Here is a 23,249-nt window from a genome sequence, read left to right as displayed (position 1 = left end):
TGCTATAAGGAGTCAAAATATAACATTTTGATTTTATGGCTGATTTATCGCAAATCAATTTAACTCCGAAGAGCTTGGAAGAAGCATTGGAGACTATAGGCCATTTGGCAAAAATAATAGTTGAGCTTAAAGAAGAAAATGCCTGCCTTAAAGAGCGGTTGAATACCAATTCGAAAAATTCCTCATTGCCACCATCGCGAGACCTTAAAAAGAAAAAGCAAAGTAAGCCCAAGAGTGGTCGGAAACCTGGAGGGCAAGCGGGACATAAAGGTCATCAACGTGCATTAGTACCTATAGAGAAAATCAACTCAGTGATTGTTTGCCCACCCCAAAGCCATTGTGATTGTGGTAAAGAGTTAGATGTTTTAGGTCAGTTTGAACGACATCAAGTTTTTGAACTACCTACCCCCCGTTATGAAGTGATTGAATACCAGCTTCAAACTGGATGCTGTAGAACATGCCGACGCCGCTATCAAGGCAATTTGCCTGAAGGCGTGAGTCGTAAGGGATTTGGTCCCAGAGCTCAAGCGATGGTGAGTTTATTGACCAGTAAATACCGGCTGAGTAAGCGTTTGGTTCATGCTTGGTTTGCTGATGTTTATCAAATGCCCATTTGCTTAGGAAGTGTATCGAATGTTGAGCACACGGTGAGTCAATCACTCGAGCAAGCTCATGAAGAAATTAAAGCCCAAGTTCAAAACGCAACAGTGATTCATTTAGATGAAACAGGCCATAAAGAATGCTACCAAAATGGTTGGGCATGGATTATGAGCACACAGGAAGCGACTTATTTCAAATTAGAGCGTTCTCGAGGAAGGAAAATTGCTAAAGAACTCATTGGTGATTTTCGAAACCACATTTATGTAACAGATCGTTATTCTGCTTATGATTTTTTGCCGGATAGGAATCGTCAAGTGTGTTGGGCTCATTTGAAAAGGGATTTTCAAAAAATATCCGAACGCCCTGGAGTGCCAGGAAAAATAGGAAAAAGGCTTCTTAAAGCTTATGAGCGTCTTTTTAAGTTCTGGAAAACAGAGTATGACCCAAACATGCTCTCGTTTAAAAAACCTAGAAAAAGGTTTCGTTATTTTAAAGCAAAATTACTTCGTCATTTACGAGAAGGAGCTCGGTGTTCGCATAAAGCAACTGCTAGAACATGCACTAATATTTGGGAGTCTGTTGCTAGCTTATGGAGCTTCTTTGAACTACCTAATGTTCCTCCAACAAATAACCACGCTGAGCGTCAACTCAGACCTCTGGTTATTTCTAAAAAACTTACTTTTGGAACTCAATCTGAGCGAGGCAGTCGTTTTATTGAACGTATCTTTTCTGTTATTGCTACTTGCAAACAACAAAAAAATAATATCTTAACATTTATCATGGAAGCCCTTCTAAAGTGGACTTCTATTCAAATATAATTAAACGCCCCTTTACATGGAGCGTGAACGTTTACTGGCGGAGGAATTACTATACAATTTAATTAATGCGGACTCACCTTAACGCAAAGCCAGCATAGCGCACAGGGCGTCTATATTTGGCAAAATGCAATTTCCATTTCTATTGTTTTATCTCTGATTTCTTGACCAGTGACAAGCTCATAAAGCCTGATAGTTAAACTATGATGCCCTAACTGGATTTTTGGTATCATTTTCAATTTCTTATCTATTCTTAACAAGATCAGATGGTTAAGTGATTTAGGTGAAAGACTATGCTGATAGAATCCATTATTTGCTCTAATGGGAGTATACTGAGTAACACCTCGTAACAATGACAAATAAATTTTTACAGTATCTTCCAGATCCTTCAGGCATGATACCCATTGACTAATTGTTTTTTGTCTCATTAGGGGATCTGAATCAAACCACAATACCAAATGAGGGGAATTAAATTCGCATTCTTTAGTATTGGGGTGGTGTATTTGTCTTAAAGTTTTTAAAAATTCATCATCATGGATTTTGTTACTAAATCGACCTGGTACATGATTTAACACATGAATTTGTGTTTCCAGATCATCAAATAACTCACTATGATTCAATAGATTGGCTTTTTTAAGTACATGCTCAATTCTAATTAACTCTTTAATAAATCTGCTTTTTAATTCCGGCTTTTCAACTATTTCAGCAATCTCAATTATATTCTTTAATGCAAATCGATGAATAACCTCATGAGACTCATTACAAGCTTCATTAATGGTTTTAAAAAGGTACTCCAGGCGCAAGGCAATTCTTGATAAAAAATGAGTTGCTAGTTGAAACGTTATCATATGGTCATGCATAGATTAAGGCCATCCTTAGCTTTATCCTATAATAATGGCAATTTAAATTTTTATAGATGCACATTGGGTAAAAATGGGCTCCTGGGTTTATTTAAAAACAATATTGTTTTTTATAAACAAATCTAAAAATCAAGCTATTAAGGTGAATTTTGTGTTAAGACTAACATAAAAGTTGTTGAAAATAAAAAAATCTTTAAAATCCATATATTAACTGGTCTTTTGCTAGAAATTTGTTGTTACTGTTTGATTTTTGCTTCCCTAAGATATTTTTGATGAAGCTTATTCACCTTAGCTTTTAATTCACTCAATCCAGATTCATTGATCAGCACATCATCGGCTGCTTCCAAGCGTTGCTCTATATTAGGTTGTGTGGCTAAAATAGCTAATGCTTGCTTTTTTGTGCAATGATCTCTTTTAATAATTCTGTCTAGCTGAGATTCCAGGGGAGCAATAACCAATAGAACTTTTTGAAGATAAGGGTAGTGATGTTTATTAAATAATAAAGGAATTTCAATAAGGCAATAGGGCGAAGTGCAGACAATGAGTTGCTCTTCAATTTTTTTACGGATGACTGGATGTAATAGACTTTCAAGCCATAAGCGCTCATTTGAATTGGAAAATATAATATCTCTTATACGCTTCCGATCAAGCTCACCATTATCAAGAACCACTGAAGAACCAAAATGTGAAATAATATCCTGGTAGCAGGGTGTATTTTTAGAAGTTAATTCTTTGGCAACTTTATCTGCATAAATAACATTTATACCTAGCTCGGAAAAAAATTCTGCGACTGTACTTTTGCCACTAGCAATATTACCGGTTAGTCCCACTGAATAGACCATCTGAGTGGGCTCCTTCATTTTTGTTTGCACAAGTCACCATATTAATATAACAAGTAGCAGGTAGTGTACTGTTTTCTTTACAATAGGCCTGGGCAGCTAAGGCGGCATCATCCCGATTTGGGTAAAAATTACTTTCCCAAGGTTGGGCAGTAATATCGATGGCTGTGCAGCGCCACATTGGTCTGGTGCTTACTCCATTTATAAATCCTTCACAATTTGATATGGATGTCTTACATGTTGCAGGAAGTTGGCTTTCTTTTTTGCAAGCGGCAAATGTAACATTGATAGCCACCTTTCGGTATGAGCTTTGCGCCGTCCATGCTTTGTTGGCTTTATCATAAGTTACACATTTCCAGTAACTTCCTTTTTTCATCATTGGGGCAGTAAAGCCTTGATGGGATAAACCAATTAATAGTAGTAAACCATAAAAAATATAATTCCTCATATTTTTTCTCCTTTAAGCAAGGCTGTTAATTCAGCAATGGATAGCCCTTTGGAATAATACCAGCCTTGTTGTAAACGAACACCATTATTTGCCAGGTAATTAGCTTGGTCTTTTGTTTCCACGCCTTCTGCTATAGTAACTAAGTTTAATCCTTTTGCCATCTGGATAATGGCGTCATTTAATGATTCAATAATATCATTAGAACCAATTGCTTGAACAAATAATTTATCAATTTTTAAATAATTGAATGGAAAATGTTGCAAATAACTAATGCTGGCATGGCCAGTCCCATAATCATCAACAGCAAGTGAAAAACCTGCTTGCCTTAGTTCTTGCATTTTATTGATAAAAGTGATGTCGTTTTTGTCGAGGAGTTCTCTTTCAGTAATTTCAAAAATTATTTGATGCGGTGAAATATTATATTTTTCTATTAGATTATGGAATTGATTGAAAAATACTGAATCTGTGAAATGTAGTGCAGAAATGTTAAATGCAAGGTGGAAGTAAGAGCGTTCATCTAATAGAGATCTAAATTCTTTGAAGGCAATTTCTATGATTTGAAGTGTAATTGGCACAATTAATCCTGTTGCTTCTGCTTCAGCAATAAAAAAATCAGGCATAATGATTTGACTGTCTTCATTTTCCCATCGCAATAACACTTCAACCCCTGTGAATCGTTCTTCATCACAATCAAACAAAGGTTGGTATACCGGATAAAACTCCTCATTTTTAATAGCCAGTTTTATTGCGCCTTGCAATGAATAACGTTTAGTCATCATATTTTTTATAAGGGCATACAAAATAAAGGAACAAATCAAAACAATAAGAATGGTTATTGTTTGACTATACCAAAAGTTATGAAGGATAGTTTTATTGTTTTCAGAAACAACGACAGAAACACCATTTATGCTTTGTAGTTTTTCTATAGCAACGAGACTTAATGGGGTATATTGTGTGTCAGTTTCTTGCGTATTGCTTAATACCCAGTTTTTATTTTGCTCAGTATATCGAATACGAAAGATATTTTTTTTCTCATATTCATTATATAGGGCTATATAGGTGGATTGATTTTTATCTGTTTGTAATTCACTTTTTAAGACAGAAGCAATAACTAAAATACCTATAAGGTAATTGCCCATTTTTTGCTGGATCAGGTAAACGGGCTGGTCAAATAATGGTAAATTATAGGGGCCTATAATAGAACGTGAACGAATCGGTGTTGCAATAAGATCTTTATTATTAGGTAAAGTTGAACAAAATAGATTGTGCTTGTTGTCACTAATAATAACACCAGAAATTTTAGGATTATTCAGAGTGATATGTTCCAAGAATGGATATAAATCTGATTTACAATCGACAATTTTTTTCCCATATACAGGCAAAGCATAGATTTCCTGAAGTAGATCTTCGATAAAACCATCTATGTTGTTACTGAGATTGATTGCAACTTCTTTTAAATCTTTATAAGCTCTTTTTTGGTTAATATTCCAATTAGCGTAAACAGCTGAAATCAGGATACCAATAGTTAAGAGAATCCATATGATTTTAAATTTTTTAAAAAGAAATAAAGATAATTTGTGAATAACCTTACTCATATCCTTGAGCTTTGTTATAGGCTTCTTCTATAGAGTTTAATGTTATTTCTGCTAATTTCCCAATGATTTTTTTATCTGTATTAAGAGGTGGTAACCAATAGAGAGTATTGCCAATCGGGCGAATCAGTGCGCCTTGTTTTATTGCTTCCTGATAAATTTTAAATCCAATTCTTGCTTGACCGCTCTCTATGAGATCAGCCGCAACAACTGCTCCAACACCACGAACATTTACAAGTTTTCTAGTGTCCCTTGCTATATCCTGCATATAGGAAAACATGATTTTACCAAGTTCCTGACTACGCATGAGTAAATTATCTTGTTCTATTGTTTTAATAGTTGCTAAAGCAGCGACTATAGCAAGTGGATTACCGCTATAGGTATGTGAATGCAAAAAAGATTTCCCTGTATGGTAATCATCATAAAAAAGATCAAATAAGGCACTGTCAATCATGACACAGCTAAATGGTATTGAGCCGGAAGTTAATCCTTTAGATAGACAAATCAGATCAGGTTGTACCCTTGCATGATCACAGGCTAGCCATTCTCCAGTTCTGCCTATACCAGTCATAATCTCATCAGCAATTAAATAAATGTCTTTTTCCTTAGCCCATGACGAGATTCTTGAGAGAAAATCCGCACTGTAACATAGCATACCTCCAGCACCCTGAATGATAGGCTCCAGAAGTATCGCGCAAACTTTATCGCAAATTTTATTCAATTGTTGTACGACGTTATTCCAATAAGCATCACAATTTGTCCATAAGGGATCCTTAAGGCCTGAGACATAGGGAATATCATCGATGAAATGGCATTGCACACCAAACGATGTATAGGGAGCCTTATAGAGCCCTAAATCACTGACACTCATGGTGCCAATAGTTTCTCCGTGGTAGCCATTTTTTAAGGCAATGAATTGATTTTTATTTTTGTGCCCTTTTATTTGTGAAGCATGAATGGCTAATTTCATGGCAATTTCAACAGCACTGGAACCATCACTTGCAAAAAACACATGCTGTTTTCCTGTAATTTCGCTTAATTTTTCAGCTAATTCCACTACAGCAGGATGAGTTGTATTCGCACTAATCACATGCTCAAAACAGTCCAGTTGGCTCTTGATAGCAGCTATCACTGCTGGATGACTATGCCCTAATGATTTGCACCACCAACTGGAAATTGCATCAATCACGGGGCCCTTATTGGTATAGAGATAGCTACCTTGTGCTTTGTTGACAACGATAGGGGGGAATGTTTCGAAATCTTTCATTTGTGAACAAGGATGCCAAATGTGCTTTAAGTCTTTTGCAATAAGCTGATCTGTGTTTACCATTTTAAAAATTTTGGTTGACAAGTATAGGCGCGACTTTATCATGTTCACTATTCTGAATTAAAGGGGGTAGCCGTGTCTGAAGAAAATAAACAGTGGTCAATTTCTGATATTGAAGCAATTTATCAACAACCATTTAATGATTTGCTTTATCAAGCACATACCATTCATAGGACATATCACGATCCTAATTCTTTACAATTTGCAACCTTGTTAAGCATTAAAACGGGCGCATGCCCAGAAGATTGCGGCTATTGCTCTCAAAGTGGTCACTATAAAACGCATGTAGAAAAAGAAAAATTGATGTCAGTTGAAGAGGTATTGCAATGTGCCAAAGAAGCAAAGGAGGGTGGGGCCAAACGTTTTTGTATGGGAGCTGCATGGCGTTGTCCACCTGATAAAGCAATTCCGCAGCTAAAAGAAATGATAGAAGGAGTAAAGTCTTTAGGGCTTGAAACCTGTATGACTTTAGGCATGCTTACCAAAGAACAGGCCTCTCATTTAAAGGAGGCTGGATTGGATTATTATAACCATAATATTGATACCTCACCATCTTATTACGATAAGGTGGTAACCACTCGAAAATTCAGCGATCGATTAGATACTTTAAATAACGTTCGTTCAGCGGGAATTAATGTATGTTGTGGTGGTATTTTAGGATTGGGGGAAACCAGAGAAGATCGAATCGAATTTTTATTAACATTAGCTAATATGGAAACTCCCCCGGAAAGTGTGCCAATTAATCGTTTAATTCCAGTGGAAGGAACACCTTTAGCCCAAGCTGAGAGAGTAGAGGGGATTGAATTGGTAAGAACCATTGCTACAGCAAGAATTTTAATGCCTAAAAGTGCTATTAGATTGACAGCTGGTCGAACCGAAATGAGCGACGAGTTACAAGCACTTTGCTATTTTGCCGGAGCCAATTCTGTGTTTATTGGCGATAAATTATTGACAGAAGATAATCCCCAGCGCTTCAAAGACAAAACTCTTTTTAACAAACTGGGTTTGACTGAGATGGTATAAATGACTCTTAATATAAAAATTAATGAGTACACAGCACTGCTGCAAGAACAAGGATTATTGCGTACAAGACAAATTTTAGAAACGGATAAGATAGATTATATTCGATTTGACTCTAATGATTATTTGTCGCTCACAGAAGACAGGCGAATTGCTGAAGCCTATCAAAAGGGATATGAGTTGTATCCTTGTGGAAGTGGTGCTTCGATGGTTTTAAGTGGCTACCATAGTAGCCACCAAACCCTTGAGAGGGCCTTTGCCGAAATGCTGGGAGTAGATGATTGTCTTTTATTTTCCTCTGGCTACTGTGCAAATTTGGCCATTACGGCCTTGCTTGGGCGTTTGGGAATACATTGTTTTATAGATAAAAGCGTTCATGCATCAATTTATGATGGATTGGCTTTGTCACGAGTAACCTACTCTCGTTACATACATAATGACATGAATGCTTTGTCTGCCTTGTTAAAATCTCATTTGGGTGATTCTGTTTTGATTACAGAAGGTATTTTTAGTATGAGCGGGCAGATAGCGCCGTTATCAACGATTAGTACGTTATGCAAAGAGAATGGCACTGAGTTCTTTGTAGATGAAGCGCATGCTTTTGGTGTGATTGGACCTCAAGGAATGGGCTCTGTGCCAGGCCATGGGCTGACACAGAATGAGGTTCCCTTGCGAGTTATTCCTTTTGGTAAGGCATTTGCTTCCCAGGGCGCTGTGGTTGGTGGGCGAAAAGATTGGATAAATGCTTTGTTGCAAACGGCACGTTCTTTTGTTTATTCAACTGCTATTAGTCCTGCTTTATGCTATGGCTTGCTCAAAACCTTGGAGATAATAGCCGCTGCCGACTCCAGAAGAGCAAAATTAAACCAACTAGTTGCTCAATTCAAAGAATTGATAAAGTCTTCGCCTTTAAATTGGCTGGATTCAGATACTCCAATTCAGCAATTAAGGTTAGGATGCCCTCATAAGGCACTGTATTATGCCAGTGAACTGAAAAAAGATGGAATTTATTGCTCTGCTATCAGAGCTCCAACGGTAAACAGTGCTTCTTCCGGTTTACGGATTATTATTAATTATAAGCATACTATTGAACAAATCATTGAGTTATTTAATAAATTGTACTTAATACATGAATATTCATCTCGATAAATATGGGCAAGGTATGCCTTTGGTCTTATTTCATGGCTGGGGATTTGATAGCCAAATCTGGCAACCAATAATTCCTTACCTTAAGCCTAAATATCAGATTATTTTGGTCGATTTGCCTGGTTTTGGATTGACTCCAATGATGGACTGGGAGAGTTTTAAAAAGAATTTGCTTGACCAATTACCTGATAAATTTGCATTGGCAGGGTGGTCAATGGGTGGGCTGTACGCAACACGTTTAGCAATTGAAGAGCCTGCCAGACTGCAGTATTTGATAAATATAACCTCTTCACCTCGCTTTATCTCTGATATTGATTGGCCGGGAGTAGCAGAGGAGGTATTTGTCAATTTTTATAACAATTTATCTAAAGATATTAATAAGACATTAAAAGAGTTCATATCATTGCAACTCAATAAGATGAAATTTGATTTTAAAATAGGTAATCCCCCATCTCCAGAAGGCTTAGCGTTTGGTCTCGAAATTTTGGGTACCTGGGATTTTAGAGAGCAGTTGAAACAAATATCTATACCTACTGTTTACTTATTTGGTAGACTTGATCCGATTACTCCTGCCAAGACCATGGCAATTATGGAGAAAAATTACCCGAATTTTAGGTATGTCCTCTTCAACAGAGCAGCTCACATGCCTTTTCTGTCCCATACCGATTTATTTATTACAATGATGGATGAATTTATAAAATGAAACGATATTTTGTTACGGGTACTGACACTGATTGTGGTAAGACATTTGTAACCAATCAATTGGTTAATTATTTTTCAAGTTCGGCAGCGATAAAACCTATAGCAAGCGGATGTGAGTACAGTGAAAATCAATTAGTAAATTCTGATGCACTTTTACACCAGCAACAGAATCATTTGCCTTTAGAAATTATTAATCCCTGGCGATTTAGATTGCCAGTTTCACCGCACTTATCAGCAAGGGAGGATGGTGCAAGTATTGATGTCCATAAAGTGGCTGATTATTGCCTTAATTTGCAACTGAATGATATTAAGAAATTATTTATCGAAGGGGCCGGGGGATTAATGGTTCCTCTGAATGAGCAGGACACTTGGCTTGATTTTTTAAAATTAACCAGAATCCCTGTTATTTTAGTTGTGGGCATGAAGTTGGGTTGCATCAACCACACTTTGCTTACCCAGGAAGTGCTCGAAATAAATAAAATCAAATGTCAAGGATGGATTGCTAATTGCCTGGATCAGGACATGCTAATGCTTGATGAAAATATTAGTACCCTTGAAGCCAAGTTAAAATATCCTTTATTAGCTAGGACAAACTATGGTGGCAAGATTTCTGATATATGTTTAAGCTCCTTGTAATCGCAGTGAAATTTTATATCAAAACAGCACTACACACCTGATGTTATTGCTTGTTCTGCTTGCGCTATACCCATGGCAGCAATTATAATGAAAAGTTAAATTTCAGATACTTCGAGTTTATGGAGTGATGCTAGATGCCAATTTATGAATATCAGTGCACAAACTGTCATCATCAATTTGATTTGATGCAAAAAGTTACGGATGCGCCTGTAAAACAATGCCCAAAGTGTTATGAAAATACTGTAACAAAACTTATTTCTCCGGCTGGATTTCAGTTAAAGGGGACTGGCTGGTATGTCACAGATTTTAAAAACAAAGGAAATGGACCAAAGGAGTCAACTGAGAATAAATCAGGAGATACTGGCATTAATAAAGAGAATTCCTCTAAAGAAACTCCCGCAGCAAGCTCTGCAGATAGCGCAAAATCGACAAAAGGTGATAGCGAGTGAAATTAATCTCCCTCAGAGCCTATTTAATTACCGGGTTAATAGTGTGGTTACCAATATTTGTAACCATTGTAGTCCTGCGATTTATTATTGATATGCTTGATAGCACCTTGGCTTTATTTCCAAAAGCTTATCAACCTGAGCAGTTATTCGGTTTCTATTTACCAGGCTTTGGCGTTTTATTTTCATTGGTTTTATTACTCGTGACAGGAATTATTGCAACCAATTTTTTCGGGCAGAGACTTGTAAGTCGGGGTGAATTCTTATTGGCTAAAATACCTCTGGTGCGGTCAATTTATAATGCAGTAAAGCAAGTTATTCATGCTGTTCTATCAACTAATAGCCAAGCTTTTCGTAAAGTTGTTTTAGTTGAATATCCTCGTAAAGGACTTTGGACTATCGCGTTTCAGACTGGCTCCGTTAATCCTGAAATTAAAGAGAAATCCAAGGAAGACATGATGTCTGTATTTGTTCCAACTACACCTAACCCTACTTCGGGTTTTATGTTGATGATACCCAGGCAAGATGCCATCGAGTTGAACATGAGCATTGATGAAGCGTTAAAATTAGTAATATCGTTAGGTGTAATGCAGTCTGATCCTGCATCGGCACAAGTAAAAACTCAATAAACTTTAATAGGTGGTTTTATGCGTACACACTACTGTTCGGCCGTGAATGAATTAAGCTTGGATAAGCAAATCACAGTTTGTGGGTGGGTGCATAATAGACGAGATCATGGCGGGGTTATCTTTTTAGATATTCGTGATCGTTCAGGATTATTGCAAGTGGTGTACGAGCCTGAAAATAAGGAAATTTTTGCAATTGCTGAAAAACTAAGATCAGAGTTTGTTGTTCGTGTTACTGGCATAGTGCGTAAAAGACCAGAAGGAATGATCAATGATAAAATGGAGACTGGCCGGGTTGAAGTAATCGGTACACAACTTGAAATCCTTAATCAATCTCCAACTCCACCGTTTTTGCCAGATGATCATCAAATTATCAATGAAGATTTGCGCTATAAATACCGCTATATTGATTTGCGGCGCGCTGTTATGCAGAAGAAACTAACTTTAAGACACAAATTAAACAGTTGCATACGTAATTACTTGAATGAGCAGAACTTTTTAGATATAGAAACGCCTATGTTGACTAAGGCAACTCCCGAGGGGGCTCGTGATTATCTGGTGCCTTCAAGGGTGCATCCAGGACAATTCTATGCGTTACCGCAATCACCACAATTATTTAAGCAATTGCTGATGATGTCGGGATTTGATAAATATTATCAAATTGTACGTTGTTTCAGAGACGAAGATTTACGAGCTGACAGACAGCCTGAGTTTACTCAGCTTGATATAGAAATGGCCTTTATTAATGAAGAAGATATATTGCAACTAATTGAAGGATTGCTGAAGATTGTATTTAAGGAAATCATTAACGTTACCTTACCTGATAAATTGCGAAGAATGTCATATCAAGAGGCTATGACACGTTATGGAAGTGATAAGCCCGATCTGCGTAATCCACTGGAGTTGATTGATATTGCAGATTTGGTAAAGGATTGTGACTTTAATGTATTTGCTTCTGCTGCGAATGATAATTCAGGAAGAGTGGTTGCTTTAAAATTGCCTAATGGATGTGATCTGAGTCGAAAGGATCTGGATAACTATGGACAATTCGTAACTATATATGGGGCTAAAGGACTTGCATATATTAAAGTCAACGATTTAAGTGCTGGTATGGCGGGTTTGCAGTCACCCATTCTAAAGTTTTTATCTGAAACGGCTGTGCAATCTATTCTTAATCGGGTTGAGGCGGAGACTGGCGACGTTATTTTTTTCGGTGCTGACAAAGCTCATGTAGTCAATGAATCTATGGGAGCTTTAAGGAATAAACTGGGTCATGATAGAAATCTGATTAATCCTGGATGGCAATTATTGTGGGTAGTTGATTGGCCTATGTTTGAGTTGGATCCTCAGAGTAATAAGTTACAGTCTATGCATCATCCCTTTACATCCCCTCAGGAACTATCTGCTGAGGCACTTCGCTCCAAGCCAACGCAAACATTAGCCAAGGCATATGATATAGTTATTAATGGTTATGAAATTGGCGGTGGATCTATTCGTATCCATCAACCTGAGCTACAAAAAACTGTATTTGATTTGATCGGAATTGGTGAGCAAGAGGCACATGAGAAATTTGGATTTTTGCTGGATGCCTTACAATATGGTGCTCCACCTCATGGAGGAATTGCGTTGGGAATTGATAGATTAGCTATGCTGCTGACAGACTCAACTTCCATAAGGGATGTGATTGCGTTTCCCAAAACTCAAACAGCATCATGTCCTTTAACAAGTGCGCCATCGCCTGCGGGCAATGCACAATTAACTGAACTGGGTATAAGACTTGCGCCAACTATTACGACAAAGTAATTTAAATTTAAGCACCACAAGTTTTAAATACTCGTGGTGCTTTTTCCTGCCTCTATTTTTATTATTTAGTTTTTCGCTCTTTTCAGCGTCGGTTAAAGAAAATAATGCCACGCTAGTAGAATATTTGGCTCATGAAAAAACTCATTTGACCATTGCTATTAATGAAATTAAACAAAAGAGCGCTCCCAAGGATGAGCAAGAGTATAATGAGAAGTTAAGGCAAATTAGAACTATTCTTTCAATGAATAAAGCAAAAATTGAGAGTTTGAATAGTTTTAGTGAAAATCAAAAGAAAGAAGAAGTCAATTTGAATGACCAGCTAAAGCGTTTGCAACAAATGCCACTTGCCAATGCTGAAGTAACCATTCAGGAAAAAGTAGGTAAAATCGAGACTTTGCTTACTGTTAATAAAAAAACTACTGAGTTAATTGCAGAAACTTTGGATTTAGCCAAACAATATCAACTACTTTTAAATGATATTTTGAATGAATTAAAACTTTGGAAAGCCAACTTCGATTTGAAAGAAAAGCTTAAGTCAATTAAAGCCATTAGAGCTAAATTGAATAAAGAGCTGAATATCCTTTATGCGAATGCAGTATCCAGCCAAGATAAAAAGCAACCGGAACTAGCGATTAGCGAACAGATTCAATATGAAGCTAATTTGTACATCAATAATCAAAGAATTGCAGTTATTCATCAAAAATTGAATGCACTGGAGTTACAGAAAAAGATAATTAAAACGAATATCCTGTTATTAAATAACTTGGATACTAAAGCCTTGCAATCTGCGATTGATAATTACAGAGAGGTTATTAATCAATATTCGGCTATAGAGAGTTCTTTGCAAACCATTCTGAATTCTCTTACGAATCAGGCCAATCTTTTTGTTGAGCCAGGGTTACAAAAATCAGTTAGCTTATTGCAGAATGACGTTAAAACAGAATTAAAGGAGACCTCTAATCAAAAACTTATCTTATCCAAAAATTTAGAGGATTATCAAAATCAATTAAAGAAACAGATCTCAACAAGACAAAGTTTAAGCGAATACAATATAGACAGTTGGGCAGTTATTCTCAAGAAGCTAATTGATATCCCCAATTTGTTTTATAAATACATCAAAACACTAACCATAAAGGTTTATGATAGTTATACCTGGCTAGATACTTTTCCTGCTATTTTTTTATGGACAGTTCTTATTTTTATCCTGAGCCTGTTTTATGTTTTAAATCATGTTTTGAAGACTTTAGCAAGCGATAAAGAACGCTCAAGATTTACTGGTTATCTTTATGGTGGAATACTCGTTTTACTGCAAAGAAACATACCTCATCTTTGCTTCTTCGCTATGTTATCCTTCATTTTATACTTCACCAGTATTTCTTATGCTAACTCTCAATTATTAATTAAACTCATTATCGTATGGCTCACCTTTAGAGTTTTAATTTTAATAGCCCGTTTGATTTTGTTAGAAAGTATATCGGATTCATCAGGTCAGGACGTTAAATTATATTATCGACTAAAATGGTTGTTGCTTTTTGGTGGATGGACAACTGCGTTGATGACATTTAGTCACTTGTTACCTTTATCAATTCTACTGCAAGATATATTTAATCGATTATTCATGCTTTTTATGTTAACAGTATCCTTGGTCGCGTGGAAAAGTAAAGATGTAATTCCTTATCTGATTAGACCATTATTGAAATCAAAGAAAAGATATTTTAAAAATGCAATTTCTTTATTGGTCATTTTAGTTCCTATAACCTTATTTACAACCGCAATTATTGGTTTAATTGGGTTTGTGAATCTGGCATGGACTATGAGTCGTTATCAAGCTTATATTTTGTTGGTTTTAGTAGGTTATATTCTCGTAAGAGGTTTGATATTTGACGCATTAGAGCTTTTCTCTGAGTGGATGATCTCTTCATTGAAAAATGGTTGGTTATGGATAGAGGTTTTCCTCAAACCAATCGATAAAATCTTGCGTATTGTCTTGTTTTTGACAAGTGTATTAATTTTATTTCAGTTGTTTGGTTGGTACTCTGATTCACTGGTTGTGACTAGCCTCGAAAAAGTAGTTCAATACAGTATTCTTAATATTACGGGCATACACATCACAGTTGCCAGTATCATTGAATTTCTTATTCTGCTTGCTGTTTTAGTATGGGCAGCAAAGTGGACAAGAGAATTTTGCTTTCGATGGCTATATAAGAATACCAAAGATGTGGGTATACGCCATAGTTTATCTGTATTTACACAGTATGCGATCATATTATTGGGTACCTTCATCACTCTTCATGTTCTGGGACTGGATTTTAGCGGTATGTCGATGATACTTGGAGGACTTGCTGTCGGTATGGGTTTCGGTTTAAGAGATTTTGCTTCAAATATTGTTGGAGGCATTATGCTTTTAATTGAAAGACCCGTAAGGGAAGGCGATTTGATCACCATAGGTGAATACGAAGGGCAAGTGGCTCACATAGGCATTCGCTCGATGCGCGTATCTTCATGGGATAATACTCAGGTTTTGATTCCGAATGCTGAAACATTCAATAAACCTTTTACAAACTGGACTCATCAAGATGGTATTATTCGTACGGTCATACCAATAAAGGTAAGCAGAGCCGATGATCCAGTGATGATTCAACAGTTAATACTTGATGTATTGGCAATTATTCCGGAAATTGTTCCAGATCCTCCCGCACAAGTTTTTTTAAAGAAAATCGATACAGCTTTAATAGAATTTGAAGCACGGTATTTTATTAATATCCAGAATCATAACCGGGTTGAAGTAAGGTCAAAAGTCTTGTTTGCCATAACTGCACAGTTTAAAGCGGCAGGAATACAGCCGCCAATTGAGCCTATTACTGTTGAACTAAAAGAGAGCTCCAGTGATTTTAGCCTTAAAAAACAAACCACCGAAGAATGAAAAAGAACTTTTGGAGGAATGCCAGCGAATTGAGGGCTTGAGTTTCGCTCAATTAGCTCTTGAATTGGGTCTATTTACCCCTTTAAACCCCGTTCATCGAAAAGGATGGGTCGGACAAGCTCTCGAGTTAGCTTTAGGTGCTGATGCAAAAAATGAGTCGCTACCTGATTTCAAGCAGTTGGGCATTGAATTAAAAACGATACCTATTAATAAAGCAGGGAAACCGGCCGAGTCCACATTTATTGTTTCTATTCCACTACTGACCATCCATCAGCAAAGTTGGGAGTCTTCTCAATGTTACGCTAAATTAAAAAAGGTATTATGGATTCCTATAGAGGGAGATACAGATATTCCATTTCCTCACAGAAGAATTGGATGTGGATTTTTATGGTCTCCAAATAAAGATCAGGAATCTGTTCTTGCAGAAGATTGGAATTATTTAACAAATCAAATAGTTCTGGGACAATTAGAAACATTAAATTCTTCTTCGGGAGAGTATCTTCAAGTGAGGCCTAAGGCTGCCAATGGAAAATCTTTATGTTATGGTTATGACCCAGAGGGTAATCGTATAAGAACGTTACCAAGAGGATTTTATTTGCGCTCCTGTTTTACATCCGTAATTTTAAGTCAATCCTAATTTTAAGGATAAATTAAGCACTATCTGTTTACCGGTATTATGATAAATTTTACAGATATTAGGGAAAGCTTATTATAGCTTTTGTCTATTAGTACACATAAATGATATTTGTTCAGATGCTGTTGCTGGAGTCACTATTGATTCTCTTAATGTATGTGGTTTTCTGTTAAATAATAACCATTTGAGATCATGGTAGGGTAACTGCTCTTCTGGTTTGGCCTTACTAGAATGTATTTTATCCTTGCGAATATTATGAGAGTGATAATGCTCTTCTGGTGTTCGGTTCTCCGGATGTTCTATTGTACTGTTATGTATGGTAGTGGAAGAATAAAGAGAGCTTATACCCAGCATTAGCGTGGCACCTGCTAACAATGCAATCATTATTCCTAGCGATGCAGGATTAAAAATAACGGCTAAACTAGCTGCTGAGCTTGTAGAAAATACAAAGAGACTTACGACTATTGCTAAAATAGCGGCGGTGGCAATACAAACAAAAATGGTATTGCGAGTGAAGTTGGATAGTGATATTTGTGCTTCACTTTCTTTGGGTAACCAGAGCGCAAAGACTTGATCATTAATCTTAATTGATAATTTATTTAATTGAAAGAGCTGTATATTTTTGTTCGCAGGGAATTGTAAATCTTTAAAGACGCGGTTTTTATTCGATTTAATCAAGTTTCCAACGATAGCTATTGTTGGTAATGGACCGAAATGGGCATGGGCTTGAATTTCCTTTTGCCATGCTTTATCAATTTCCATTGCATTCTCTTGATATTCTTTGTTTAACTGCATTAATAAACTGCTAGTGATATAAAAATGAACGCTATCAAGAATAAATCGATCTAAAACGGTAATTTGGTTATCACGCGGATCAAAATTATCAAAATTACCGAAAAAATATCGGATTCTATTTTGATTATGTGTCCCTATGAAATCGTAAATTTTTTTATGATTATTAGTTAACAATTTAAAAAGTATTTCGTCAGGAAGCTCTTTTATATCATACCTTGCTTTAATACATTCTTTTAATTTGCTGACGTCTGATATCTGCTCTAGAAACATTTTTTTGTATTGATTGTAAAGCAATTCCTTGTTTGCAAAAATAGTTTTCATCTTGAGAAACCTTTTTGGAGTAAATCAATGACATTATTTGCTGTTAATCATCCTCATACTGGCCTTAATGATGATTATGCCTCCTTTCTTTAATGCTAATGCCAACCTTTAATAAGGCTTAAGGTCGGCAAGAAACACATCAGCTCTTTACTTAATAAGACCGTTAGGCAATATTTAAGTATGAGGGATCTATTACCATTATTTTGAATTAGTTCCTGCCAACATTCCTGGTATGGTTGTTTGCAACAAATTTTTAAATGAGTTGACAGGTTGAGTTAGCTTGGCTTTCAATAGATCTCTAAAATCAGAGTTCGTAGCAAAATACTTGACTGCCTGCTCAAAACCAGCAAAAACCCCTAAGTCAAGACCTCTTGTTTCTACCTGCACTTTCAGGTCTTTAATTCGTTGGACTTGATCCTGACTCGGTTTACTGGCTGTTGAGAACAGTGAAAATGGCGCTGATACTATAGAATAGCCTATGGACAATGTGTTGGATAGGATTCCACTTTGAGTTTCTGTAGTTTTTACTTCTTTAGGCCAGGCAATCATAAAATCAGTAGAGCATAAAGGGGCGATTAGTTTAATCATGCGCTGGATATCAGGATACAAAAGGTTATTGGTATTATCGATATCGGTACTATAGTTTTCTTTGTTATTTTTTAGACACCAATTATAGAGTACTTTCATCTCTTTCAATTGTTCATAAAAATCGGTCATGCTAAATGATTCAAGAATGTAGCCAGAAACGCCTAAATAGAGACAGGCTGCAAGAAGGTGATTCGCAAATTCAGGAATAGGCAAAAACCTTCCAACTATCCACGAGCCCCCCCAAGCTGTTAATGCAGTACTCATTGTTTGATAGAGGTACATTTGATTGACACTTAACTCAAATTGTTTGATGTACTTTTCCAATGCCTGAGTGTGTTCCTTATTATCCAGGTTGAAGAGGGATGACGTCAGAACTCTTAGGGCTTCTTTCCTTTTGGCTCTTTCAACTCCGACTTCAGCCATTCCAACTGCGTTTACCTTACCCACAATTCTCTCCTTGAAATCAAAATTTCATTTTATACTATAAATTTAAAAAATAATGAATTAGATTTTAGCTAAGAGTTCAATTAATTTAACTTAATAAAAAAGACGAGGTATAATAAAACCGATTAATCAAATTGAAGTCAATATCATGCCCCGTACAATGTTTTTTTCCGTTGATGCAGCTAATCTCCAAAATTTACAAATTACAAATCAAAAAGCTTTTGCAGCGCTGGAGAGTTATCTGAATGATAATGATTTACCAGGTGCCTGGAATAATAATCAAGGGTACAAATATACTCATAAGGATGTTACTTATTGCTTCTTATTTAATCAATCCTTAGTGAGACGCCCAAGAAAATCGGATCAAAAAAAACATACATTTGAATTTTTTGACCCTAATAAGAACCCTTTAGGTAAGGGAGCGTACGGTATTGTGTATCCCATTTTAGGTACAATTCAGTTTGAATTTGGAAATGCAATTAAAAGACCACCAAAGAATAAATTAGTTAAAATACAAAACCATAGTGAACGCGATCAAAGTCATTCTGTACTACGTGAATATCAAGGGCTTCTTCAATCAGGGCATATAGCGGTTAAACCACCAATATTTGTAGAAAACAAAGAGAGTAAATTCAGTTACTTGATTATGGAAAAAGCAGAGGGTATCGTTTTAGAGAATTTTCTAAATCCCGTTAAGCGGCTTGATTTCTCTGAAGAGGTACCTGAGCTTAATCTTATTAATCGGATTGAGTTTACTTTTGCCATTTTAAGAGCAATTAAAGAGCAGGTGACGGATAAGCATTTGATTCATAGAGATATAAAACCAGGAAATATTATAATCGATTTTAGCAAGTCACCTCCGATAGCTAAAGTAATCGATTTTGGTTTTGTGCTTAGGGCGTCAGAACAGGATTATCGTCGTTGTGGAACCCGAGCATACAGAGCGCCTGAATCTTTCAATACCCAGGCATTGTACACAGCAAAAGCTGATGTTTGGTCAACAGGCAGGATATTAAGTTATTTGTGGGGAGATAAATATACTAATTATTATATCTCTCGTGATAAGGGTTTGGACTACGTGATTGAGAAGTCAAGAAACGAACTACTCTTCTCTGACCCAGAATTGGAACTCTATTTAACCAAGGAAGATAAAAGCAAAATCAGATCGTGCCTAAGCACAATGCTTATAGTTGACCCTGAGGAAAGAGGATCTATTGATAAGGCTATCAAGCAGTTTTCCCAAATTGATTTTGAAAAATATAAAAGATTAAAGTGCTCTACAAGCTTTGAAATTGATTTAACAGATAATGATATTAAATTAAGGAAACAGCTCAATTCAATTCACTTGCATTTAATTACCCTACAGAGCAAAGAAAAAGATTTGCGTAATAGAGCATGTTTTGATGCAGCAAATGCAATGAGCCAATTGGTTAGTAAGCTCACTACCTACACCAATTATCTTGAAAAGAATCCAGATCCATTTTTAATAAAACGTTATAAAGAGTGCTGCATAGCAGAAATAGATTTAGCCAATTTGACTTTGCAAAATCACCGAGATGCCTTATGGTTAGTGGCTGAGTTATCAATGGCTATCCTTTTGCTTGGTATAGGGTATTTATTTGCTTTTGGGATAAATTATTACTACACAGGTCGTATGGGGTTATTTTCTCAAACCAGGTCTGAGAAATTGGTGGAGGAAATGAAAAGCTCGGTATTGGGTATTGCGGTTAGAAATTAAAAATCTGTTTTTCCCGGATTATAACAGAGCCGTCTAATCCGGGTTGTTCATGGTTAGATTCTTAATACTTGAGATTGAGCTATATTCAGGTTTTCTAATTTTTGCAAAGAGTCCGTTTCAAAATGAAAGAAAAAATGACGGCCCTCTGTTTTATAATAGTTAATGGAAGCTGCAAGCAAATAGAGAAATCCAAGACCTATGATGGCCGCTCCTACATTAACTAACAAAGGTTTCCATCCTCTATGCTGCTCCAGTACAGGTCGAGCCCTCTCAATTTCTCTTTGACATGTTTGCTTGAAATTTTCGTATGCCTCGGGTGTTTTATGATAAAAATAAAGTTGGGAGGCTATTAATAATTCTTGATGCAGCTTGCTAGCTGCTTTTGACGCAGACTCATAATGATAAGGGTCAACTTCTGCTTTTTTGCTTAACTCTTCAGCCTTTTTTCTGATATTTTCCAATTCGGTATTAAATTGGGTAGTGAATGAAGTTTTGGTGAGCTCCAGCTCATTTAAAAATGTTTCTTTTTCATCTTGAGAGATTAATTCAGAATTAACAAAAGAAAGTAATGTATTTTTGAGTTTGGCATCGGTTATTTGTTGAGAATACTTAATATTAATTTGAATCTGATCCATGTCATCGTAGGTGATGCTAGGGATACCTCCTATAAAATAAAGAATGTACAGATTATTGAAAAGGGCAGTAATTCTTTGCAGTGCCTCTCTATTTTTAGGACAAATGGTTAGAACATTATGAGCTAGATTGATATCAATTTTTTCACAAGAATGCTTAAACGATGACATACTAAACCTCATATAATTCAGAGATTTCCCTATGCAACAATTCATTTCCTTTGAAGGCAGGTCAAGTATATGTAGACAAGCTTAAGATTTTATTAAGAAGCGCCATAAATTTAACAATTTTTCAAAAAAACTTTACGATTTTTTGAAATGAAAAAAAACGTTAACACTTGCACCTTTCTTTTATAAAAACCTAAACACTTCATCCATTGATGGTTACCTTACTGAAAGCAGAGTTGCTTATGAAAGCAGGTAAAATCAATGGGAAAACAGGTAAAATCCGTGGGTTATTAGCAGAATCCCAATAATTAATACCACTATGGAAATCACATAATAGCCTGTCCCTGTATAGGCTTTTTGACTGCATTTCACCATAAACTCGGGAAATCCAAGCCATAATATTGATTTAATCAAAATAAGCCAGGCTACCAGTGTAACTAATACCTCTGATTCAGGAACCCAAATGTTATGGACCAGTACAAGGCAAATACCGATAATTAACCCCAAGCTTCCAGCCGTTACAATAGTGGCACTGCCTTCTTTGAGATGAGTCAACAATTCACGATAATATGAAGCTCGAGAAAGCATTATAATTCCCACAATAAGAAGATAGAGGCCGATTGCTTGTGCCAAAAATAAAGAGTGAATTGATTCTTGCATGGTTGGCTCCTTGTGATTCCGCTCCTAAATTAATTATAGTACATGCGGGATTAGGTTTGTTAACCAGGCAGGTATTTGCTAGTTACTACTCATCTAAAACAACTTGTGTATTATATTTGGTTCTATTAAGACAAAAGCTGCTTCTGAATTTTCTAATATTGGGCTCATTAGCGAATACTCGCCTGGCAAATTCATTATAATGATTCATATCTTTGACATGAATAATAAGCAGGTAATCTGTGTCTCCCGAGACAAAATAGCATTGCATAACCTCAGGCTCTTCGTGCATTTTTCTTTCAAAATGAGTTAGCAGATCTTCTCTTTGTTTTTCAAGAGTAATATTTACGAACACAATTAATGGCCTACCTACTTTAAATGGATCAACCAAAGCAACATCATTAACGATAATTTTTTCCTCTCTTAGGCGTTTGACTCTTCGAAAGCAGGGTGGGGCAGAGATTCCAACTATATCTGCCAATGCCTGGTTAGTAATTTGATTATTTTTCTGAAGAATATTTAGAATTTTTCTATCAATTTTATCAAGTATTTCAACTGGATATCCTGTATTTTTTTCATTTGGATGATTTTTTGTTGGCTTGTTTTTCATATATTACCTTTTGTTGTAAAAATACATTATAAAAAGTAATTTTTATAAATAAAATAAGAAATTTATTTGTATTTGTTTTATGTTAACTTACCTCCACACAAACTTGCAGGAGGTTATCAATCAATGATTACAATCAGATTAGCTGAAATGAACGAAATTCAATTTTTAAATCAATTAATTTCTTGTTCAGCAAGAGAGCTTAGCCGCGAAGATTATACAAAGGAAGAAATTGAAGGAGCCATTCAATATGTATTTGGTGTCGATTTAGAGTTAATTTTAGACAAAACGTATTTTGTCGTAGAAAGGGATGGGCAAATTGCCGGTTGTGGTGGATGGAGTCGTAGAAGAACATTATTTGGCGGCAGTCAATATGCAGGTAGAGAACAGGGGATATATCTGGATCCTCAACAAGATTTTGCAAAAATAAGAGCTTTATTTATTCATCCCAAATTCGCAAGACAAGGATTGGGAAGTATTCTTTTGAAGCATTGTGAACAAGAGGCTCTTTTACAAAAATTTACTCGGCTTGAGATGATGGCTACTTTACCTGGGGTTAAGCTCTACAGCGCTTTTGGCTATAAGCGCATTTCAAATGAAGTAATTACTCTTCCCAATAATCTTCCGTTAAGATTTGTTCGGATGACGAAAGGTTAGATGGTAATTCATTTTATACTGTCTGGAGTCATTATTGACTCATGGTTATTGAAACTTAATTCATCATCATAATGTTAGAATCAGTTATCTTATGAATACAATCCGATTAGATTAATAACGTAATTTAAGTTTTACTTAAGTTATTTATGGTATATTCATGAACACTTTGTAAATATTTGGTTTATTTTGGTATTTCTCCAGTAGAGACAACAGTAAAAATTTAGA

Annotated in this window: 22 protein-coding genes; 12 read left to right on the top strand and 10 right to left on the bottom strand. The window is 36.0% G+C overall.

Annotated features, from left to right (window positions below; genetic code table 11):
- The first annotated feature begins 35 nt into the window (after window positions 1-35).
- Entirely contained in the window at window positions 36-1,418 is a 1,383-nt protein-coding gene (gene tnpC, locus OQI99_RS05240) for an IS66 family transposase (protein WP_265731468.1), read from the top strand.
- Window positions 1,419-1,528: 110 nt separating this feature from the next.
- Here tnpC and zapD read toward each other — a convergent pair whose 3' ends face one another.
- The 5 genes from zapD to bioA all read right to left on the bottom strand — a co-directional run bounded on the left by zapD (window position 1,529) and on the right by bioA (window position 6,484).
- Entirely contained in the window at window positions 1,529-2,275 is a 747-nt protein-coding gene (zapD, locus tag OQI99_RS05235) for a cell division protein ZapD (RefSeq protein WP_027266501.1), read from the bottom strand.
- Window positions 2,276-2,511: 236 nt separating this feature from the next.
- On the bottom strand, window positions 2,512-3,117 hold the full coding sequence (gene coaE / locus OQI99_RS05230; protein ID WP_061514131.1) for a dephospho-CoA kinase: 606 nt from the start codon (window positions 3,115-3,117) through the stop codon (window positions 2,512-2,514).
- Window positions 3,089-3,562, bottom strand: a complete 474-nt coding sequence (locus OQI99_RS05225; protein WP_061514130.1) for a hypothetical protein — start codon at window positions 3,560-3,562, stop codon at window positions 3,089-3,091. The genes coaE and OQI99_RS05225 overlap by 29 nt, the downstream gene beginning before the upstream one ends.
- The gene (locus OQI99_RS05220) at window positions 3,559-5,157 is read right to left on the bottom strand and encodes an EAL domain-containing protein (RefSeq protein WP_061514129.1); all 1,599 of its coding nucleotides are present in this window, start codon (window positions 5,155-5,157) and stop codon (window positions 3,559-3,561) included. Before OQI99_RS05220 ends, OQI99_RS05225 begins: the two co-directional genes overlap by 4 nt.
- On the bottom strand, window positions 5,150-6,484 hold the full coding sequence (gene bioA, locus OQI99_RS05215) for an adenosylmethionine--8-amino-7-oxononanoate transaminase (RefSeq protein WP_265731467.1): 1,335 nt from the start codon (window positions 6,482-6,484) through the stop codon (window positions 5,150-5,152). The genes OQI99_RS05220 and bioA overlap by 8 nt, the downstream gene beginning before the upstream one ends.
- A gap of 72 nt (window positions 6,485-6,556) precedes the next feature.
- On the opposite strand from bioA, the gene bioB reads away from it, so the two are divergent.
- The 9 genes from bioB (at window position 6,557) to mutH (ending at window position 16,420) form a co-directional block, all read left to right on the top strand.
- On the top strand, window positions 6,557-7,504 hold the full coding sequence (bioB, locus tag OQI99_RS05210; RefSeq protein ID WP_027224978.1) for a biotin synthase BioB: 948 nt from the start codon (window positions 6,557-6,559) through the stop codon (window positions 7,502-7,504).
- Window positions 7,505-8,650 carry an aminotransferase class I/II-fold pyridoxal phosphate-dependent enzyme gene (locus OQI99_RS05205; protein WP_265731466.1) on the top strand — a complete coding sequence of 382 codons (1,146 nt, stop codon included), beginning with the start codon at window positions 7,505-7,507 and terminating at the stop codon, window positions 8,648-8,650.
- Entirely contained in the window at window positions 8,631-9,350 is a 720-nt protein-coding gene (locus tag OQI99_RS05200; protein WP_061514127.1) for an alpha/beta fold hydrolase, read from the top strand. The genes OQI99_RS05205 and OQI99_RS05200 overlap by 20 nt, the downstream gene beginning before the upstream one ends.
- Entirely contained in the window at window positions 9,347-9,985 is a 639-nt protein-coding gene (gene bioD, locus OQI99_RS05195; protein WP_061514126.1) for a dethiobiotin synthase, read from the top strand. Before OQI99_RS05200 ends, bioD begins: the two co-directional genes overlap by 4 nt.
- Window positions 9,986-10,119: 134 nt before the next feature.
- Window positions 10,120-10,434, top strand: a complete 315-nt coding sequence (locus OQI99_RS05190; RefSeq protein WP_061514125.1) for an FmdB family zinc ribbon protein — start codon at window positions 10,120-10,122, stop codon at window positions 10,432-10,434.
- Window positions 10,431-11,060 (top strand): DUF502 domain-containing protein, encoded by a 630-nt coding sequence (locus OQI99_RS05185; protein WP_265731465.1) that lies wholly within the window; start codon window positions 10,431-10,433, stop codon window positions 11,058-11,060. Before OQI99_RS05190 ends, OQI99_RS05185 begins: the two co-directional genes overlap by 4 nt.
- 18 nt (window positions 11,061-11,078) lie before the next feature.
- Entirely contained in the window at window positions 11,079-12,860 is a 1,782-nt protein-coding gene (gene aspS / locus OQI99_RS05180) for an aspartate--tRNA ligase (RefSeq protein WP_265731464.1), read from the top strand.
- Window positions 12,835-15,783: a mechanosensitive ion channel domain-containing protein gene (locus OQI99_RS05175; protein WP_061514122.1), complete on the top strand. Its 2,949-nt coding sequence runs from the start codon at window positions 12,835-12,837 to the stop codon at window positions 15,781-15,783. The genes aspS and OQI99_RS05175 overlap by 26 nt, the downstream gene beginning before the upstream one ends.
- Entirely contained in the window at window positions 15,746-16,420 is a 675-nt protein-coding gene (gene mutH / locus OQI99_RS05170; RefSeq protein WP_265731463.1) for a DNA mismatch repair endonuclease MutH, read from the top strand. Before OQI99_RS05175 ends, mutH begins: the two co-directional genes overlap by 38 nt.
- 72 nt (window positions 16,421-16,492) lie before the next feature.
- Here the strand turns inward: mutH and OQI99_RS05165 are convergent, their stop codons facing one another.
- Both OQI99_RS05165 and OQI99_RS05160 read right to left on the bottom strand, forming a co-directional pair.
- Window positions 16,493-17,533 carry a hypothetical protein gene (locus OQI99_RS05165; protein WP_265731462.1) on the bottom strand — a complete coding sequence of 347 codons (1,041 nt, stop codon included), beginning with the start codon at window positions 17,531-17,533 and terminating at the stop codon, window positions 16,493-16,495.
- Between the two features lie 198 nt (window positions 17,534-17,731).
- The gene (locus OQI99_RS05160; protein WP_265731461.1) at window positions 17,732-18,568 is read right to left on the bottom strand and encodes a hypothetical protein; all 837 of its coding nucleotides are present in this window, start codon (window positions 18,566-18,568) and stop codon (window positions 17,732-17,734) included.
- 145 nt (window positions 18,569-18,713) lie between these two features.
- On the opposite strand from OQI99_RS05160, the gene legK1 reads away from it, so the two are divergent.
- Window positions 18,714-20,303 carry a Dot/Icm type IV secretion system effector kinase LegK1 gene (gene legK1, locus OQI99_RS05155; RefSeq protein WP_265731460.1) on the top strand — a complete coding sequence of 530 codons (1,590 nt, stop codon included), beginning with the start codon at window positions 18,714-18,716 and terminating at the stop codon, window positions 20,301-20,303.
- A gap of 53 nt (window positions 20,304-20,356) precedes the next feature.
- Here the strand turns inward: legK1 and OQI99_RS05150 are convergent, their stop codons facing one another.
- The 3 genes from OQI99_RS05150 to OQI99_RS05140 all read right to left on the bottom strand — a co-directional run bounded on the left by OQI99_RS05150 (window position 20,357) and on the right by OQI99_RS05140 (window position 22,370).
- Window positions 20,357-21,166 carry a lpg1484 family Dot/Icm T4SS effector gene (locus OQI99_RS05150; protein WP_265732351.1) on the bottom strand — a complete coding sequence of 270 codons (810 nt, stop codon included), beginning with the start codon at window positions 21,164-21,166 and terminating at the stop codon, window positions 20,357-20,359.
- A gap of 195 nt (window positions 21,167-21,361) precedes the next feature.
- Entirely contained in the window at window positions 21,362-21,763 is a 402-nt protein-coding gene (locus tag OQI99_RS05145; RefSeq protein ID WP_010947214.1) for a hypothetical protein, read from the bottom strand.
- Window positions 21,764-21,848: 85 nt separating this feature from the next.
- The gene (locus tag OQI99_RS05140; RefSeq protein WP_080447486.1) at window positions 21,849-22,370 is read right to left on the bottom strand and encodes an Lrp/AsnC family transcriptional regulator; all 522 of its coding nucleotides are present in this window, start codon (window positions 22,368-22,370) and stop codon (window positions 21,849-21,851) included.
- Window positions 22,371-22,493: 123 nt separating this feature from the next.
- Here OQI99_RS05140 and OQI99_RS05135 point away from each other — a divergent pair, with 123 nt between their 5' ends.
- Complete coding sequence (locus OQI99_RS05135; RefSeq protein WP_061514116.1) at window positions 22,494-23,024, top strand: GNAT family N-acetyltransferase; 531 nt, start codon at window positions 22,494-22,496, stop codon at window positions 23,022-23,024.
- The last annotated feature ends 225 nt before the right edge of the window (window positions 23,025-23,249 follow it).

It is taken from the genome of Legionella sp. PATHC039, from assembly GCF_026191275.1.
In the GTDB taxonomy this organism is placed as follows: Bacteria; Pseudomonadota; Gammaproteobacteria; order Legionellales; family Legionellaceae; genus Legionella; species Legionella pneumophila.
The sequence above is the reverse complement of the archived record's forward strand: the minus strand, read 5'-3'. Positions and strand labels throughout refer to the sequence as shown.